General features: G+C 69.8%; 14 protein-coding genes. 10 read left to right on the top strand and 4 right to left on the bottom strand.

The features are described 5' to 3' along the window. Positions 1-290: 290 nt before the first annotated feature. From B2284_RS11390 to B2284_RS11360, 7 genes are all read left to right on the top strand, one after another. A complete protein-coding gene (locus B2284_RS11390; RefSeq protein ID WP_038569024.1) occupies positions 291-1334 on the top strand; it encodes a BMP family lipoprotein in 1044 nt (347 codons plus the stop codon). A 67-nt stretch (positions 1335-1401) separates the two neighbouring features. Further along, the gene (locus tag B2284_RS11385; RefSeq protein ID WP_062257014.1) at positions 1402-3072 is read left to right on the top strand and encodes an ABC transporter ATP-binding protein; all 1671 of its coding nucleotides are present in this window, start codon (positions 1402-1404) and stop codon (positions 3070-3072) included. Beyond that, complete coding sequence (locus B2284_RS11380; protein WP_074046560.1) at positions 3069-4163, top strand: ABC transporter permease; 1095 nt, start codon at positions 3069-3071, stop codon at positions 4161-4163. Before B2284_RS11385 ends, B2284_RS11380 begins: the two co-directional genes overlap by 4 nt. After that, positions 4160-5404 carry an ABC transporter permease gene (locus tag B2284_RS11375; protein ID WP_286697543.1) on the top strand — a complete coding sequence of 415 codons (1245 nt, stop codon included), beginning with the start codon at positions 4160-4162 and terminating at the stop codon, positions 5402-5404. The genes B2284_RS11380 and B2284_RS11375 overlap by 4 nt, the downstream gene beginning before the upstream one ends. Next, a complete protein-coding gene (locus B2284_RS11370; protein WP_414646260.1) occupies positions 5401-6009 on the top strand; it encodes a cytidine deaminase in 609 nt (202 codons plus the stop codon). Before B2284_RS11375 ends, B2284_RS11370 begins: the two co-directional genes overlap by 4 nt. After that, on the top strand, positions 6006-7325 hold the full coding sequence (locus B2284_RS11365) for a thymidine phosphorylase (protein WP_286697542.1): 1320 nt from the start codon (positions 6006-6008) through the stop codon (positions 7323-7325). Before B2284_RS11370 ends, B2284_RS11365 begins: the two co-directional genes overlap by 4 nt. Before the next feature lie 260 nt (positions 7326-7585). Continuing rightward, the gene (locus tag B2284_RS11360; RefSeq protein ID WP_286697541.1) at positions 7586-8779 is read left to right on the top strand and encodes an adenosine deaminase; all 1194 of its coding nucleotides are present in this window, start codon (positions 7586-7588) and stop codon (positions 8777-8779) included. Between the two features lie 82 nt (positions 8780-8861). Here B2284_RS11360 and B2284_RS11355 read toward each other — a convergent pair whose 3' ends face one another. The 3 genes from B2284_RS11355 to B2284_RS11345 form a co-directional block, all read right to left on the bottom strand. Beyond that, positions 8862-9482 (bottom strand): uridine kinase family protein, encoded by a 621-nt coding sequence (locus B2284_RS11355; RefSeq protein ID WP_286697540.1) that lies wholly within the window; start codon positions 9480-9482, stop codon positions 8862-8864. Positions 9483-9589: 107 nt separating this feature from the next. Beyond that, complete coding sequence (locus B2284_RS11350; RefSeq protein ID WP_286697539.1) at positions 9590-11323, bottom strand: phospho-sugar mutase; 1734 nt, start codon at positions 11321-11323, stop codon at positions 9590-9592. Between the two features lie 46 nt (positions 11324-11369). Next, a complete protein-coding gene (locus tag B2284_RS11345) occupies positions 11370-12206 on the bottom strand; it encodes a purine-nucleoside phosphorylase (RefSeq protein ID WP_286697538.1) in 837 nt (278 codons plus the stop codon). A gap of 175 nt (positions 12207-12381) precedes the next feature. Here B2284_RS11345 and B2284_RS11340 point away from each other — a divergent pair, with 175 nt between their 5' ends. Together B2284_RS11340 and B2284_RS11335 are read left to right on the top strand one after the other, a co-directional pair. Next, on the top strand, positions 12382-13788 hold the full coding sequence (locus B2284_RS11340; protein ID WP_006947339.1) for an NAD(P)H-quinone dehydrogenase: 1407 nt from the start codon (positions 12382-12384) through the stop codon (positions 13786-13788). 16 nt (positions 13789-13804) lie between these two features. Then, complete coding sequence (locus B2284_RS11335; protein WP_136788129.1) at positions 13805-14446, top strand: TetR/AcrR family transcriptional regulator; 642 nt, start codon at positions 13805-13807, stop codon at positions 14444-14446. Positions 14447-14577: 131 nt separating this feature from the next. On the opposite strand, the gene B2284_RS11330 is transcribed toward B2284_RS11335, so the two are convergent. Then, positions 14578-16365, bottom strand: coding sequence for an acetyl/propionyl/methylcrotonyl-CoA carboxylase subunit alpha (locus B2284_RS11330; protein ID WP_286697537.1), 1788 nt, complete (start codon positions 16363-16365; stop codon positions 14578-14580). A gap of 131 nt (positions 16366-16496) precedes the next feature. Here B2284_RS11330 and B2284_RS11325 point away from each other — a divergent pair, with 131 nt between their 5' ends. Next, complete coding sequence (locus B2284_RS11325) at positions 16497-17354, top strand: aldo/keto reductase (RefSeq protein WP_074045508.1); 858 nt, start codon at positions 16497-16499, stop codon at positions 17352-17354. Positions 17355-17370 lie beyond the last annotated feature (16 nt).

Here is a 17370-nt window from a genome sequence, read left to right as displayed (position 1 = left end):
GCGGCGCGGCGCGGCGGGCCCCGGTGAGAACCCACCGCCGGGGGTGGAGCGTGTGCTGTATCTCATCGAGTCGCGGCGGCGCCCAATAACGGTTCGGTCACCTCGGATCGTTGTCGCTTCAACCCGGCGCGCGGCCCCGGTAGGCTGAACCGGTCCGGTGGCGTGACGTGCGCCACCTCTGCCAAGACGAAGCCTGTCGTGAGCACGCATCGCGTGCCTGGACGTCGCTCGCCCGCCCCGGGTGCTGACGCACGATGCGGCCTTCGTTCCGATAGACCCAAGGAGTCCCCGTGAAGCGGGTTGTTTCCATCGCTGCCGCCGTCGCCATGACGGCCGGTCTCGCCGCCTGTGGTTCGAACGACAAGTCCTCCGGTTCGTCCTCCGGGGGCACGGACCAGTTCAAGGCCGCCATCGCCTTCGACGTGGGTGGCCGTGGTGACCACTCCTTCAACGACGCCTCCTACCAGGGCCTCGAGGACGCGAAGAAGAAGATCTCGAACCTGTCGATCACGACGGCCGAGGCCTCCGAGTCGGACAACGACCAGGCGCGTGTCAACCGCCTCACGCAGCTCGCCTCCTCGGGCAACAAGGCGATCGTCGCCGTCGGCTTCGTCTACGCGAACGCCGTCGGCCAGGTCGCCAAGAAGTTCCCGAACGTCAAGTTCGCGATCATCGACGACGCGACGCCCGCGTCGGCCGGCTCGAACGTCGAGCAGATCACCTTCAAGGAGAACGAGTCCTCCTACCTCGCCGGTGCCGCGGCCGCCAAGACGAGCAAGACGGGCCACATCGGCTTCGTCGGAGCGCTCAAGGTGCCGCTCATCCAGAAGTTCGAGGCCGGCTACATCGCGGGCGCGAAGAAGGTCAACCCCAACATCAAGGTCGACTCGAAGTACCTCGCCTCCGACGGCAAGGGCTTCAACGACACCCCCGGCGGCAAGGCCGCTGCCGACGCCATGTTCCAGTCCGGCGCCGACATCGTCTTCGCCGCGGCCGGCAAGTCGGGCGACGGCGTCATCTCCTCGGCGCACTCCAAGGGCAAGTGGGCCATCGGCGTCGACTCCGACCAGGCCCTGACGGCTGACAAGTCCGTCGCCGGCTCCGTCCTGACGTCCGCGACGAAGCGCTGCGCGGGCACGGTCGAGGACTTCGTCAACTCGGTCAAGGACGACTCGTTCAAGGGCGGCAACAAGGTCTACGGCCTCAAGGAGGACGGCGTCTCGCTCTCCACGACGGGCAACCACCTGTCCGCCGACACGCTCAAGACCGTCGATGACCTGAAGAAGCAGGTCGTCGACGGCAAGATCACGGTTCCCACGACTCCGTCCAACTGAGTCGCCACCCGGTGAAGGTCCGGCAAGCGGGTGTTCTGCTTGCCGGGCCTTCACGGTTCGAGCAGGAGTGTGCGTCATCGACACCACCGATCCCACGACGACGTCGGCCGCGGCGCCCGACGTCAGCGCGCCCCCGCAGGGGCCCCTCGCCGTCGACCTGCAAGGCATCACGAAGCGATTCCCCGGCGTCGTCGCGAACTCCGACCTGTACCTGCAGGTCGAGCGCGGCACGATCCACGCCATCGTGGGGGAGAACGGTGCCGGCAAGTCGACGCTCATGAAGATCCTCTACGGCGTGCAGAAGCCCGACGAGGGCACGATCCGCATCAACGGCGACGAGGTCTCGTTCTCGTCGCCGAAGGACGCGATCAAGGCCGGCGTCGGCATGGTGTTCCAGCACTTCATGCTCGCGGACAACCTCACCGTCCTCGAAAACGTCGTCCTCGGCGCCGAGAAGCTGCACGGTATCGGGGCGAAGGCGCGCGCGGAGATCACGCGCATCTCGCAGGCCTACGGGCTCGGCGTCCACCCCGACGTGCTCGTCGCCGACCTCGGCGTCGGCGCCCGTCAGCGCGTCGAGATCCTCAAGGTGCTCTACCGCGGGGCGAAGATCCTCATCCTCGACGAGCCGACGGCCGTGCTCGTGCCGCAGGAGGTCGACGAACTGTTCGCGAACCTCGCCGAGATGAAGGCCGAAGGCCTCACGGTGCTGTTCATCTCGCACAAGCTCGACGAGGTGCGCGGCGTCGCCGACGACATCACCGTCATCCGCCGCGGCACGACGATCGACCGCGTCAAGAGCGCGTCGGTGACGAGCAAGCAGCTCGCCGAACTCATGGTCGGCTCGCAGCTGCCCACCCCCGAGACGCAGGAATCGACCGTCACCGACCGCGTCGTCATGCGCCTCGACGGGCTGACGCTCGCCGACCGCGCCGGCGGCCCGGCGCTGCTGTCGAACATCGACCTCGTCATCCGCGCCGGCGAGGTCGTCGGCATCGCCGGTGTCGAGGGCAACGGCCAGGCCGAACTCGTCGAGACGATCCTCGGCATGCGCCGCGCCGACAGCGGCCACGTCGTCATCGGCGACGACGACGTCACGACCTGGCCGACGAAGCAGATCCGCGACAGCGGCGTCGGCTACATCCCCGAGGACCGTCACCGTCACGCGCTGCTTCTCGGTTCGCCGCTGTGGGAGAACCGCATGCTCGGCCACCAGCGACAGGCCCCCGCGAGCAAGGGCTGGCGCCTCACGCCCGGCGCGGCGAAGGAGGACACGCAGCGCATCGTCAGCGAGTACGACGTGCGCACGCCGAGCATCGACGTGACCGCCGGGTCGCTGTCGGGCGGCAACCAGCAGAAGCTCATCTTCGGGCGCGAGATGTCGCACGCACCGCGCGTCCTCGTCGCCGCGCACCCGACGCGCGGTGTCGACGTCGGCGCGCAGGCCGCGATCTGGGATCACATCAAGGACGCACGCCGCGAAGGTCTTGCCGTGCTGCTCATCTCCGCCGACCTCGACGAACTGATCGGCCTGTCCGACACGATCCGCGTCATCCTGCGAGGGCGGCTGTCGGGCGAGTTCGACCCCCATCACGTGACCGCCGAACAGCTCGGCGCCGCGATGACGGGTGCCGGTTCGGACGCGAGCGACTCGAGCGCACGCATTCCCACGACCTCGAAGACCGAGAACACGACCGGCGCCACCGCCGCCGGCACGAGCGAGGACACCGTCCGATGAACTCCACCCTCCGCCGCGTCGGCGTCGCGCTCGCCGCGCCGCTGCTCGCCATCGCCATCGCCGTGGTGCTGACGTCGATCGTCCTGCTCGCGCTCGGAAACTCCGTCGGGCCGGTGTGGCAGGTGTTCCTGTCCTCGCCGATGCCGGGCGTCAGCGAGGCGATCATCAACGACACCGCCGTGCTGTACCTGTCGGGCGTCGCCGTCGCCATCGGCTTCCGGATGAACCTGTTCAACATCGGCGTCGACGGCCAGTACCGCGTCGCCGCGTTCGCCGCCGCGCTCTTCGCGGCGCAGGGCTGGCTCCCGGGCTTCCTCAACGTCATCTTCGCGCTGCTGCTCGCGATGCTCGTCGGCGCGGTCTGGGCCGGGATCATCGCCGTGCTCAAGGTGACGCGCGGCGTGTCCGAGGTCATCAGCTCGATCATGCTCAACTCGATCGCGACGGGTGTTGTCGCGTGGCTGCTCAACAAGGTCGCCGATCGCACGCCCGGATCGAACGCCACGGTGACGAAGAGCATCCCCGACAGCTCGCACGTGCCGGCGCTCGCGAACCTGTCCGGTGGGCCGATCTACGGCCTCGGCATCCTCGCCGTCATTGTCGGCCTGGTCTACTGGTTCGTCATCAACCGCACGCGCTTCGGCTTCGACCTGCGCGCGACGGGCACGTCGGAATCCGCGGCCGTCGCGAGCGGTGTCAACGTCAAGCGCATGACGATCTCCGCGATGCTGATGTCCGGCGCCGTCGCCGGTCTCGTCGGCATGCCGCAGCTGTTCGGCCAGGACTACAACTATGGCTCCAACAGCCAGAGCGGTCTCGGCTTCGCGGGTATCGCCGTCGCACTCATCGGACGCAACAACCCGATCGGCATCGCGTTCGGTGCGCTGCTGTGGGCCTACCTCAACGGCCAGTCCGACGCGCTGCAGATCAACGCCGGCGTCAATGCCTCACTCGTCAACATCATCCAGGGCGTCATGGTGCTCGCTGTCGTCATCGCGTACGAACTCGTGCGCCGCTGGGACAAGAGCATCGAACAACGCCACGTCGCCGCGGAACTGGCCGCCGGAAACACCGCAGGAGCGAGCGCATGAGCACCGTCGCAACCCGACCCACGGCAGGGATCACCCGCCGTCTCGGTCGCAAGGCCCTGCTGCCGCTCGGCCTGCTCGGCATCCTCGTCGCGCTGTCCGTACTGCGTGTCGCGACGGGCGTCAACGACATCGACTCGGCCAACGCGATCTCCGCGGCCGTCGTCGCCGCCGTCCCGCTCGCGCTGGCGGGCCTCGGTGGTCTGTGGTCCGAGCGCGCGGGCGTCGTCAACATCGGGCTCGAGGGCATGATGATCATGGGTTCCTGGTCGGCGGCATACGCGGCCTACCACTGGGGCGCGTGGGCGGGCGTCATCGCAGCGATCGCCGGCGGCATGCTGTTCGGCGTGCTGCACGCCATCGCGACGGTGTTCTTCGGCGTCGACCAGATCGTCTCCGGTGTCGCGATCAACCTGCTCGGCGCGGGCCTGACGAAGTTCCTCGCCGAACGCTTCTTCTCGAGCCTGCCCGGCGGCGGTGCGACGCAAAGCCCCAGCCTGCCGGACATCGGCACGTTCACCGTGCCCGGTTCGTCAGCGCTGTCGGATCTCGAGGGCAAGCATTGGTTCCTCGTCTCCGACCTCGCCGGCATCCTCGGCGGCCTGTTCACGAACGTGTCGTGGCTGACGCTCATCACCGTCCTGCTCATCGCGGCGACAGCGTACGTGCTGTGGCGCACGCCGTTCGGTCTGCGTCTGCGCAGCTGCGGTGAGGCGCCGCAGGCCGCCGAGACGCTCGGCGTCAACGTCTACGTCTACAAGACGATCGCGGTGCTCGTCTCCGGCGCCCTCGCCGGCCTCGGCGGCGGCTTCCTCGCGATGGTCGCCTCCGACGGCTTCCAGCAGGGCCAGACCGGCGGGCGCGGGTACATCGGTCTCGCCGCGATGATCTTCGGCAACTGGATGCCGCTCGGCACCGCCCTCGGCGCGCTGCTGTTCGGCTACACGCAGGCGCTGCAGCTGCGCGGCGGCGACCAGGTGCATGCGCTGCTGCTGCTCGTCGGCGCGGGCGTCATCGTCGGCGCGATCTGGATGGCGGTGCGTCGTCGCGTGCTGCCGGCGGTGATCCTGGCGGTGACGGCGGTGCTCGTGCTGAGCTGGTACTTCGGTTCGAACACGATCGACCCGAACCTCACGAGCACGGCGCCATACGTCGTCACCCTGCTCGTCATGGCGTTCGCCAGCCAGCACCTTCGCATGCCGGCGGCCGACGGTGACGTCTACCGCAAGGGTGAAGCCGGGTGAGCGAGCACTCACGCGTGACGGCCTCGGCTGCGCAGACACCCGACTGGGCGCACCTGCGCTCCGAGGCCATCGCCGCGTCGCGGCGCGCCTACGTGCCCTACAGCCGGTTCCCGGTCGGCGTCGCCGCGCTCACGACCTCGGGTCGCGTGCTCACCGGCTGCAACGTCGAGAACGCCGCCTACGGCGTCGTGCTGTGCGCCGAGTGCGGGCTCGTGTCGTCACTGTTGAACACGTCTGAGCGAGACGGTTTCGGCGGGGGTGTGAACGCTGGTGTGGCTGACAACGCTCTGGCCGGCGCAGACTGTTCCGACGCCGGCCTGTCTGACGGCGGGGCGGGCCCGGTCGTCGATGCCACTGCCGCGCGCGAGCGGCTCGTCGCGCTGTCGTGCGTCGACGGCAACGGCACCCCGATCACGCCGTGCGGACGCTGCCGACAGTTGCTCGCCGAGCACGCCGTGGCGCCGTCCGTCGATTCACCTGGCCTGCTCATCGACATGGACGGGCGCGACCCGCTGCCGTTCGTCGAGCTCCTTCCGCACGCGTTCGGCGTCACCAACCTCGACGCCGTCGCCACCTCCGCCGCCCAGCTGAAAGGCGAATCATGACCTCCGCTGCCTCCACCCACGAGGCGTTCGACGCCGTCGACCTCATCCGCACGAAGCGCGACCGCGGCACGTTGAGCCGCGACGAGATCGACTGGATCATCGACGCCTACACACGCGGCGCTGTCGCGGACGAGCAGATGGCGGCGATGGCCATGGCGATCCTGCTCAACGGCATGACGCGGGACGAGATCGCACGCTGGACCGCAGCGATGATCGCGAGCGGTGAGCGGATGGACTTCTCGTCCCTGCGCGTGCCCACGGCCGACAAGCACTCGACCGGGGGAGTGGGCGACAAGATCACGCTGCCGCTTGCGCCGCTCGTCGCGGTGTTCGACGTCGCCGTGCCGCAGCTGTCGGGCCGCGGGCTCGGTCACACCGGCGGCACGCTCGACAAGATGGAGGCCATCGCCGGGTGGCGTGCAGGGCTGACGAACGCCGAGATGATGCGTCAGCTCGACGAGGTCGGCGCCGTCATCTGCGCCGCCGGTGACGGGCTGGCACCCGCCGACAAGAAGCTGTACGCGCTGCGTGACGTGACGGGCACCGTCGAGGCCATCCCGCTCATCGCCAGCTCGATCATGAGCAAGAAGATCGCCGAGGGCACGGGCGCGCTCGTGCTCGACGTCAAGGTCGGCTCGGGTGCGTTCATGAAGACGCAGGACGACGCTCGCGAACTGGCGCGCACGATGGTCGACCTCGGCAACGACGCCGGCGTCAACACGGTCGCGCTGCTGACCGACATGTCGACGCCGCTCGGGCTGACGGCCGGCAACGCTCTCGAGGTGCGCGAATCGGTCGAGGTGCTCGCCGGAGGCGGCCCGAAGGACGTCGTCGACCTCACGGTGGCACTCGCCGTCGAGATGCTCGTCGGCGCCGGTCGGCCCCAGGACGAATCGGCCGTGCGCGCGGCGCTGAGCGACGGGCGTGCGATGGACGCGTGGCGCCGCATGGTCGCCGCGCAGGGCGGCGACCCCGACGCCGAACTGCCCGTGGCGAAGGAGTCGCACGTCATCACCGCACCGAGCGACGGCGTGCTGACGCGCCTCGACGCACTCGCCGTCGGCGTCTCGGCGTGGCGACTCGGCGCGGGCCGTGCGCGCAAGGAGGACCCGGTGCAGGCCGGCGCGGGCATCGAACTGCACGCCAAGCCCGGCGACACCGTCAGCGCCGGCACGCCGCTCATGACGCTGCACACCGACACGCCGGAGCGTTTCGAGCGCGCCGTGGCCGCCCTCGACGGCAGCTACGACATCAGCGCCGACGCCGAAGCAGGCTCATCCACGCCGCGCGACATCGTCATCGACCGCATCGCCTGACCCCGCCCCACCTGCGACTCTCGTCCATATTCGCGATTCCCGTCCCCGTCGGCGATTCCTGCCCACCCTTGCGAATCTCGTCCCTATCTGCGATTTTCAGTCACTCTTGCGAGAGTGACCGAAAATCCCAGATGGGGACGAGATGTGCGAATGGGACGGAAATCGCGAAGGTGGACGCCGTTCGTAGAGGTGGACAAAAATCGCGAATGTGGACAGGAATCGCAGATGGGGACGGGGCAGGTGAGCCCTACACTTGGGCCATGACTGACACCTCTGCGACGACACACAGCTTGGACGAAACGGCGGCGCGGGCACTCACACAGGACGTCGTCGCGGCACTGCCCAAGGTCGTGCTGCACGATCACCTCGACGGTGGGGTTCGTCCGGCGACCGTCCTCGAACTCGCGCGCAAGACCGGCTACGACGCGCTGCCGGCCGACGACGCCGAGACGCTCGCGCGCTGGTTCCGTGACAGCGCCGACTCGGGTTCGCTCGTGCGTTACCTCGAGACGTTCGAGCACACCGTCGGCGTCATGCAGACCCGCGACGCCATCGTCCGCGTCGCCGCCGAGTGCGCCGAGGATCACGCGGCGGACGGCGTCGTCTACGCCGAGGTCCGCTTCGCGCCGGAGCTGCACATCGAGAAGGGTCTCGCCCTCACCGAGGTCGTCGACGCCGTGCTCGAAGGCTTCCGACGCGGTGCCGAACGCGCCGCCGAGCAGGGCCGGCCCATCGTCATGCGCGCCCTGCTGACGGCGATGCGCCACGCCGCGAAGAGCGTCGAGATCGCCGAACTCGCTGTCGCCTACCGCGACCAGGGCGTCGCCGGTTTCGACATCGCCGGCGCCGAGGCCGGTTTCCCCCCCACACGCCACCTCGACGCGTTCGAGTACCTGCGCCGCGAGAACGCGCACTTCACGATCCACGCCGGTGAAGCATTCGGGCTGCCGAGCATCTGGGAGGCCATCCAGTACTGCGGCGCCGAACGGCTCGGGCACGGCGTGCGCATCACCGACGACATCACGATCGACGGCGTCGCCTACCCCGAACTCGACGAGCCGGCTCGCGCCGCGCTGCCTGAGCGTGTTCGGGCGGGGGAGGCCGACGTCCGCCTCGGGCGCCTCGCCGCCTTCGTCCGCGATCGGCGCATCGCGCTCGAGGTGTGCCCGCTCTCGAACCTGCAGACGGGTGCGGCGTTGTCGCTGCGCAGCCACCCCATCTCGTTCCTGCTGGCACTCGGTTTCCGCGTCGCGCTCAGCACCGACAACCGCCTCATGAGCGACACGTCGATGACGAAGGAGATGGCCGGGCTCGTCAGCGAGGCAGGCTGGGGTCTCGACGACCTCGAGAAGGTCACCGTCAACGCGATGAAGTCGGCGTTCATCCCGTTCGACGAGCGCCTCGTGATCATCATGGACGTCATCAAACCCGGGTTCGCCGCGTCCCGCGCCTGACCTGCCTGTCCTGGTCGGTGACCCACGCTGCTGCGTTCGGCGGCCGGGCACGCGCACCCTGAGCGCCGCCCAGGTGCGCCCGTCAGACCGCTGACGACTGCAGCGCCGCAGCGCGGCGCACGGCCTCGGAGAACGTGACGGGTTGGGCGCCGCGCGCCAGGTGCGCTCTGACGAGTTCAGGTTCGTCGCGCCACAGCCGCGCCCCACGCCGCACGAGGACGAGCGGGGGCTTGCGGCGCTCGGCCACGTCGCGGATGAACCGCCGGGCCGCAGTCACCGTCCGGTTGCGACGCAGGCACCACGCCTCGCCGAGCACACCGCGCTCGGCGAGCGGGGCGATGACGTCGGGCGCGAAGATGCCCTCGGCGACGACGAACCGGGCTCCGTCGAGCGTGACGGAGTGCGTGCCCGTCGCACGACTCTGCGAGATCGAGTACTGCGGCACGTCGGTGGCACCGGTGCGGCACAACCGTTCCAGCGACTGCGCAGCGGCCTCGACGTTCCACGTGCCGGCGTTGTCCCAGTCGATCTCGCCCGAGGCGAACCGCGGCAGATCGGGCGCGTCGTGATCGCGGTAGAAGTCGTCGAGATTGACGAACGGCCACCCGTGGCTCGCGCACAACTGGCGAGCCAGCCGCGACTTGCCGCTGCCCGACGGCCCCGACACGACGATGACGCGGGCGAGCGCTCCCCGCGCGCCCATGACAGGCCCGTCTGCGTCAGCCGGAGCCGGCGGGTGAGTCGTCGAAACCTTCTCGGGGGCAACGTCGCTCGTCGGAAGGGCCCCTTCGGCGGCGCTCTCGTGAGACGTCACAGTGCGGTGAGCTCCTCCATCGCACGCCGCGTCGCGGCAAGACGGCGGGCCGCCTCTGCACGCGCCGCGGCCAGGGCGTCGTCCACGCCGGGCGCCAGGTCGTCCACGGGCACGATCGCCTCGAGGTAGACCTTGACCTTCGGCTCGGTGCCGCTCGGGCGCACGATGACGCGGGTGCCGTCGGCGAGCAGGTAGCGCAGGCCGTCGGTCGGCGGCAGGCCGCCGTCACCGAGGGCGAGGTCGTGGAACTGCGCGACGACGACGTCTCCGATCTGCGGCGCAGGTCGTTCGCGCAGGGCCGCCATGATGGCGGGGATCTGCGCCAGCTCAGCGACGCGGATGCTGAACGAGTCGCTCGCGTACACGCCGTGGCGGCGGGCGAGGTCGTCGAGCAGGTCGACGAGGGTGCGGCCCCCGGCCTTCAACCCGGCCGCCAGTTCCGCGACGGCGAGGCCCGCGGAGATGCCGTCCTTGTCACGTGCGACGGACGGCGCGGTGCAGTACCCGAGCGCCTCCTCGTAGCCGTAGGCGATGTCGGGCACCCGGGCGATCCATTTGAACCCGGTCAACGTCTCGACGTGCGCGACGCCCGCATCGGCCGCCATCGCGCCGAGCTGGCGCGAGCTGACGATGCTGTTGGCGAGCACGGGCGCGCCCCCGTCGACGCCGTGCAGCGCGCTGGCCGCAGCGAGGTCGAGTGCACGCTGCCCGAGCAGCACCCCCACCTCGTCACCGCGCAGCATGCGCCACCCCTGGGGGTCCTCAGCCGACGCGCACCTCGGGTCGGGCGCGGCGACGGCGCAGCGGTCGGCGTCCGGGTCGGAGGCGATGACGATGTCGGGCCGCACCTCGCGCGCGAGATCGAGCGCCGCGTCGATCGCGCCGGGCTCTTCTGGATTCGGGAAGCTGACGGTGGGGAATCGCGGGTCTGGCTGTTCCTGCGACGCGACGGGCGTCGGGCGCGCGAAACCGGCCTGCTCGAACGCCGCGAGCAGCGTGGTCGACCCGACGCCATGCAGCGCCGTGTGGACGACGGCGACGTCGCGCGGTCCGCCCGGCGTGATCGAGGCGACACACGCGTCGCGGTAATCGGCCTCGAGGTCGTCGCCGAGGGTCTCCCAGCCGTCCTCGGCGCGCTCGATGGCCGCCGCGGACGGGAACGTGTCGATCGCCGCGGCGATCTCGGCGTCGGCGGGCGGGACGATCTGGCTGCCGTCGCCGAGGTAGACCTTGTAGCCGTTGTCCTGCGGCGGGTTGTGGCTCGCCGTCACCATGACGCCCGCATCAGCCCCGACGTACCGGATCGCGAACGCGAGCACCGGCGTCGCCAGCGGACGCGGCAGGACGAGCGCCCGCCCACCCGCAGCGGTGACGACGGCCGCGGTGTCGGCGGCGAACACGTCACTGTTCGTGCGCGCGTCGTATCCGATGACGACCGTGACGTCCCGCTTGCCGAGCGAGGTCTGCAGGTAGCGCGTGAGCCCCGCCGCAGCACGAAGGACGACGACGCGGTTCATGCGGTTGGGCCCGGCTCCGAGCTCGCCGCGCAGACCCGCGGTACCGAAGGCGAGCAGTCCGCGGAATCGATCGGCCAGATCATCGAGCGCCGCAGCGTCGCCGGATTCGGCGGCCGCCACGACGGATTCGAGTTCTGCGCGTGTCACCTCGTCGGGGTCGTCGGTGATCCAGGCACGTGCCTGGTCGAGCAGGTGGGCCGTGTCGGTCGTCATCGTGGTTCCTCGCTCGCGTCGGTGATCGATTCGGTGGTCGGCGCCGTCACAGCGCCCGGACGATGCCCGACAGCAACTGCCCACACCGCTCGGCCGCTGCCCGCCCGGCTTCGATGACCTCGGCGTGGTCGAGCGGAGTGGGGCTGATACCCGCCGCAGGGTTCGTGACGAGGGAGATGCCGAGCACCTCGAGGCCCGCGTGACGCGCCGCGACGGCCTCGAGGGCCGTCGACATGCCGACGAGGTCGGCGCCGAGCGTCTTCGCCATGCGCACCTCGGCGGGCGTCTCGTAGTGCGGCCCGGTGAACTGCGCGTAGACGCCCTCGTCGAGCGAGGAGTCGATCGAACGCGCCATGTCGCGCAGGCGCGGTGAGTACAGGTCGGTGAGGTCGACGAACGTCGCGCCCTCGAGCGGCGAGGTGGCCGTCAGGTTAATGTGGTCGCTCATGAGCACGGGCGTGCCCGGGCCCCACTCGGGGCGCAGGCCGCCGCACCCGTTCGTCAGCACGACGGTGTCGCACCCGGCCGCCGCGGCGGTACGCACGCCGTGGACGACGGCGCGCACCCCCTTGTCCTCGTAGAAGTGCGTGCGCGTGCCGTAGACGAGGGCGCGCTTGCCACTGCCCTCGATCTCGATCGAGCGCATCTGCCCGCTGTGACCGGCGACGGCCGCCGCGCCGAACCCGGGCACGTCGGTGTTGTCGATCGTCGCCTTGACCTCGCCGATGAGGTCGGCGGTCTGGCCCCAGCCGGAGCCGAGGACGAGCGCCACGTCGTGCTTCTCGACGCCCGTGCGTTCGGCGATGACGCGCGCGGCGTCACGCGCGATCTCGAAGGGATCGACGCTCGGATCGGACAGGGGCGAAGTGGTCTGCTGAGTCACCCCTTCAGGGTACGTGGCGAGGCCGACAACCGGTGCGGACCTCGCGAACGTCCCTGTTGCCGATGCGCCCGCCGACGCACCTGCAGGCGCACCTACCGCCGTACCCTGCTCGCGCCACATGCATCGACGTGCCCGCGATTCGAAGTCTCTTGACGTCAAGTGATTGGATAGGGGGGTGAGCTCACGGAAGAAGTCTGTCGTCGTCATCGGTGGTGGCCCGGGCGGTTATGAATCCGCGCTCGTCGCCGCCCAGCTCGGTGCGCAGGTCACGGTCATCGACCGTGACGGCCTCGGTGGTGCCGCGGTGCTCACCGACTGCGTCCCCTCCAAGACCCTGATCGCCACCTCCGACTTCCTCTCGCGCTTCGAGGCGGCCGGCCGCCTCGGCGTCGGCTTCGAGGGCAACGAGGAGAACCAGCACGCGCACGCCAACCTGGGCCAGGTCAACGAGCGCATCCTGCGCCTGGCGAAGGCGCAGTCCGTCGACATCCAGGCTCAGCTCGAGAGTGTCGGCGTGCGCATCCGGCGCGGCACCGGCCGCGTCAAGGGCCACGGGTGGGTCGAGGCCGAGCTCACGAACGGCGAGACCGAGGACATCCGCGCCGACGTCATCCTCCTCGCGATGGGCACGACCCCGCGCGTCATGGACACCGCGAAGCCCGACGGCGAGCGCATCCTGACGTGGAAGGACATCTACAACCTCACCGAGGTCCCCGAGAAGCTCATCGTCGTCGGTTCTGGTGTCACCGGTGCCGAACTCGCGCACGCCTACCTCGGCCTCGGCGCCGACGTCACGCTCGTCAGCTCGCGTGACCGCGTGCTGCCCGGCCAGGACGCCGACGCGGCCACCGTCATCGAGAACGTCTTCCGCCGCCGCGGCATGACGGTCCTCAACCGCAGCCGCGCCATGGCCGCAACGCGTGAAGGCGACACCGTCGTCGTGACGCTCGAGGACGGACGCAAGGTCGAAGGGACGCACGCGATCCTCGCCGTGGGTTCGATCCCGCAGACGAAGGGCATCGGCCTCGAGGCCGCGGGCGTCGACCTCACCGACTCGGGCCACATCGTCACCGACCGCGTCTCGCGCACGAGCGCGCAGGGCATCTACGCCGCCGGCGACTGCACGGGCGTCTACCCGCTCGCGTCCGTCGCAGCGATGCAGGGGCGCGTCGCCATGCACCACGCCCTCGGCGACGCGGTGCAGCCGCTCAACCTGCGCGGCGTCACGGCCAACATCTTCACCGACCCCGAGATCGCGACGGTCGGCTACAGCCAGGCCGACGTCGAGGAGGGCAAGATCGAGGCGCGCGTCGTCACGCTGCCGCTTTCGACGAACCCGCGCGCCAAGATGCGCAACATCACCGACGGCTTCGTCAAGCTGTTCGCCCGCCCGGGGTCGAACACGATCATCGGCGGCGTCGTCGTCGCGCCGCAGGCCTCGGAGCTGATCTACCCGATCGGCATGGCCGTCGCGAACCGCCTGACGGTCGACCAGGTCGCCAACACGTTCTCGGTGTACCCGTCGATGACGGGTTCGATCGCCGAGGCCGCGCGTCGTCTGCACAGCAGCGACGTCTTCTGATCCCTCGCCGCACGCGATGACGAGGACGAGCGCGCCCAGCGATGCCGCCTGCGAGAACCCTCGCCGGACGGCGCTGCTCGACGCAGCGACGAGCGTCCTCGCGACGAGTGGGCTGCGTGGGCTGACGCACCGGGCGGTCGATCGTCAGGCGGGTTTTCCCGAGGGCACGTGTTCGGTCAGCTTCCGCACGCGCGCCGCGCTGCTCGCCGGCCTGACGACGCATGTCGGCTCCCGCGTGGCCGTGCAGGTCCGCGCGCTGGGCGAGCAGATCCCGTCCGGCACCGACGACCCGCTCGCCACCGCACCGTTCGCGACGGCCCTGCTCGAACGCTGGGTGACGCAGGACGACGGCGCGTTGATGGTCGCGATCCTCGAACTGTCCCTCGAGTCGCTGCGCACGCCCGAGCTCGCGCCGGCCGTGGGGGAGTGGCGCAGCGAACTCGTCAGCATCGTCGAGACGATCGTGTGCCGTACTTCGGAGACCGGCGCGCGCTCCGATTCGCGTCTGCGCGCGGAGACGGCCGTCGCGAGCATCGAGGGCATCGTCCTGTCGGCGCTCGCGCAGCCTGCGGAGCGTCGCGGCCCGTACATCGACAAGACGCTGCGCATGGTGCTGCTCGGCACCGCGTCGCCAGAGGACGCGCGCCCCACGCACTGAGCTACGGGCGCACTGAGCTACGGGGCATCGAGCCAACCAGCGTTTCGCGTCCATCGTGAGACGTAGGAACCCGTGAGACGCAGGCGCCCCGGCACGCTCGGCGTGCCGGGGCGTTCGAACGTCGGAGCCCGTCAGGCGTCGACGTCCTTGATCTGCGCGAGGACCGTGCCGGCCGTCACCGTCTCGCCGACCGTCGCGGCGAGGCCGCTGACGACGCCCGCCTTGTGCGCGGTGATCGGCTGCTCCATCTTCATCGCCTCGATGACGACGATCGTGTCGCCGGCTTCGACCGTGGTGCCGTCCTCTACGGCCACCTTGACCACGGTGCCCTGCATCGGCGCGGTGAGCGAGTCACCGCTCGCCGCGGCGCCGCCACCGCCCTTGCGTGCGGCGCGTCGGGGCCCGCCGGAGGGCTTCGCCGGTCCGGCACTGACCGCAAGGTCGCCGGGTAGCGAGACCTCGAGCCGCTTGCCGCCGACCTCGACGACGACGCTCTGGCGTGCGGCCTGCTCGGCCGCGGTCTCGGGCGTGCCGTCGTACGGCGAGATCTGGTTGTCGAACTCCGTCTCGATCCAGCGCGTGTGCACGCTGAACGGCGCGTCGGGGGTGTCGGTGAACTCGGGCGCGAACGCCGGATCCTCGACGACGACGCGGTGGAACGGCAGCACCGTCGGCATGCCCTCGATGACGGTCTCGTCCAGCGCGCGGCGCGAGCGCTCGAGCGCTTCCTTGCGGGTGCGGCCCGTCACGATGATCTTCGCGAGCATCGAGTCGAACGCGCCACCGATGACGTCGCCGGAGACGACACCCGAATCGACGCGCACACCCGGCCCGCTCGGCGCCTCGAACTTCTCGACGGTGCCCGGCGCCGGCAGGAAGTTCCGGCCTGCGTCCTCGCCGTTGAGGCGGAACTCGATCGAGTGTGCGTGCGGCGTCGGGTCGTCATAGCCGAGCTCCTCGCCGCGGGCGATGCGGAACTGCTCGCGCACGAGGTCGATACCCGTCACCTCCTCGGAGACGGGGTGCTCGACCTGCAGGCGCGTGTTGACCTCGAGGAAGCTGATGACGCCGTCGGTGCCGATGAGGTACTCGCAGGTGCCCGCACCCGAGTAACCCGCCTCGCGCAGGATCGCCTTCGACGCCCGCAGCAGCTCGGCGTGCTGCTCGTCACTGACGAACGGCGCCGGCGCCTCCTCCACGAGCTTTTGGTTGCGGCGCTGCAGCGAGCAGTCACGCGTCGAGACGACGACGACGTTGCCGTGGTTGTCGGCGAGGCACTGCGTCTCGACGTGGCGCGGGCTGTCGAGGAAGCGCTCGACGAAGCACTCGCCGCGCCCGAACGCCGTGACGGCCTCGCGCACAGCCGACTCGTACAGCGACGGGATCTCCTCGATCGTTCGCGCGACCTTGAGGCCGCGTCCGCCACCGCCGTAGGCGGCCTTGATGGCAACGGGCAGGCCGTGCTCCTTCGCGAACGCGACGACCTCGTCCGCGTCGTCGACCGGATCCTTCGTACCGGGCACGAGGGGAGCGCCGGCCTTCGTCGCGATGTGACGCGCCTTGACCTTGTCGCCGAGCGAGTCGATGGCGGCGGGCGACGGCCCGATCCACGTCAGGCCCGCATCGAGGACGGACTGCGCGAACTCGGCGTTCTCCGCGAGGAAACCGTACCCGGGGTGGACGGCGTCAGCGCCGGAACGCTTCGCGACGTCGAGGATCTTGTCGACGACGAGATAGGAATCGCCGGGCGTCGAGCCGCCGAGGGAGTAGGCCTCATCGGCGACGCGCACGTGCAGAGCGTCACGGTCGGGTTCGGCGTAGACGGCCACGGAGGCGATGCCGTCGTCCTTCGCCGCGCGCGCAATACGGGCTGCGATCTCGCCACGGTTGGCGATCAGGACCTTGGTGACAGAACTCATGTCCGTGACCTTATCGCCGCGGGGGGTGACCGGCGAGAATACCCGGCGGTAGGTTCCTCAGGCGCCGGGATCGACGTCATCCGAGCGCTCAACGCCGGAATACGAGAGCGCGCGGCGTGGTTGCCGCTGACATGGCTGAGAACACGAACGTCCCCACCGTGACCCTCCAGGCCGGCTCGGCGAGCATCGAGATGCCGCAGTTGGGCTTCGGTGTCTGGCAGGTCGAGAACGACGGCGCATCCGCCGCCGTGCAGGAAGCCCTGAAGGTCGGCTACCGCAGCATCGACACCGCCCGCATCTACGACAACGAAGAAGGCGTCGGGCAGGGCATCGCCGCCTCCGACGTGCCGCGCAGCGACATCTTCCTCACGACGAAGGTCTGGAACGACGACCAGGGGGCCGAGGCGACGAAGAAGGCCTTTGACGCGTCCATCGAACGCCTCGGCGGCGAATCGATCCTGCCGCTCGACCTCTACCTCATCCACTGGCCCACGCCCGAGAAGGACACCTACGTCGACACCTTCAAGGCGATGCTCGAACTGCGCGACGCCGGCAAGATCCGCGCCGTCGGCGTCTGCAACTTCGAACCCGAGCACCTGCAGCGCCTCAAGGACGAGACCGGCGAGTTCCCCGCCATCAACCAGGTCGAACTGCACCCCAAGTTCCAGCAGAAGGCCGTCCGCGACTTCTGCGCCGACAACGGCATCGTCGTCGAAGCCTGGAGTCCCCTCGGCCAGGGCGGCGACATCCTCACCAACCCCGTGCTCGAAGGAATAGCCGAACGCGTCGGCAAGACCGTCGCGCAGGTCATCATCCGCTGGCACCTGCAGATCGGCAACGTCGTCATCCCCAAGTCCGTGACGCCCGCCCGCATCGCCGAGAACTTCGACGTCCTCGACTTCGAACTCACCGAAGACGACCTCCACGCCATCAGCGACCTCGACGACAAGGACGGCCGCATCGGCTCTCACCCGAACGACCTGAATTGATCGATGATGTGACGAA

The sequence above is a fragment of the Dermacoccus sp. UBA1591 genome (genome assembly GCF_002322065.1).
In the GTDB taxonomy this organism is placed as follows: Bacteria; Actinomycetota; Actinomycetes; order Actinomycetales; family Dermatophilaceae; genus Dermacoccus; species Dermacoccus nishinomiyaensis.
Note: the sequence above shows the minus strand (reverse complement) of the source record. Positions and strands in the feature narration are given on the sequence as shown.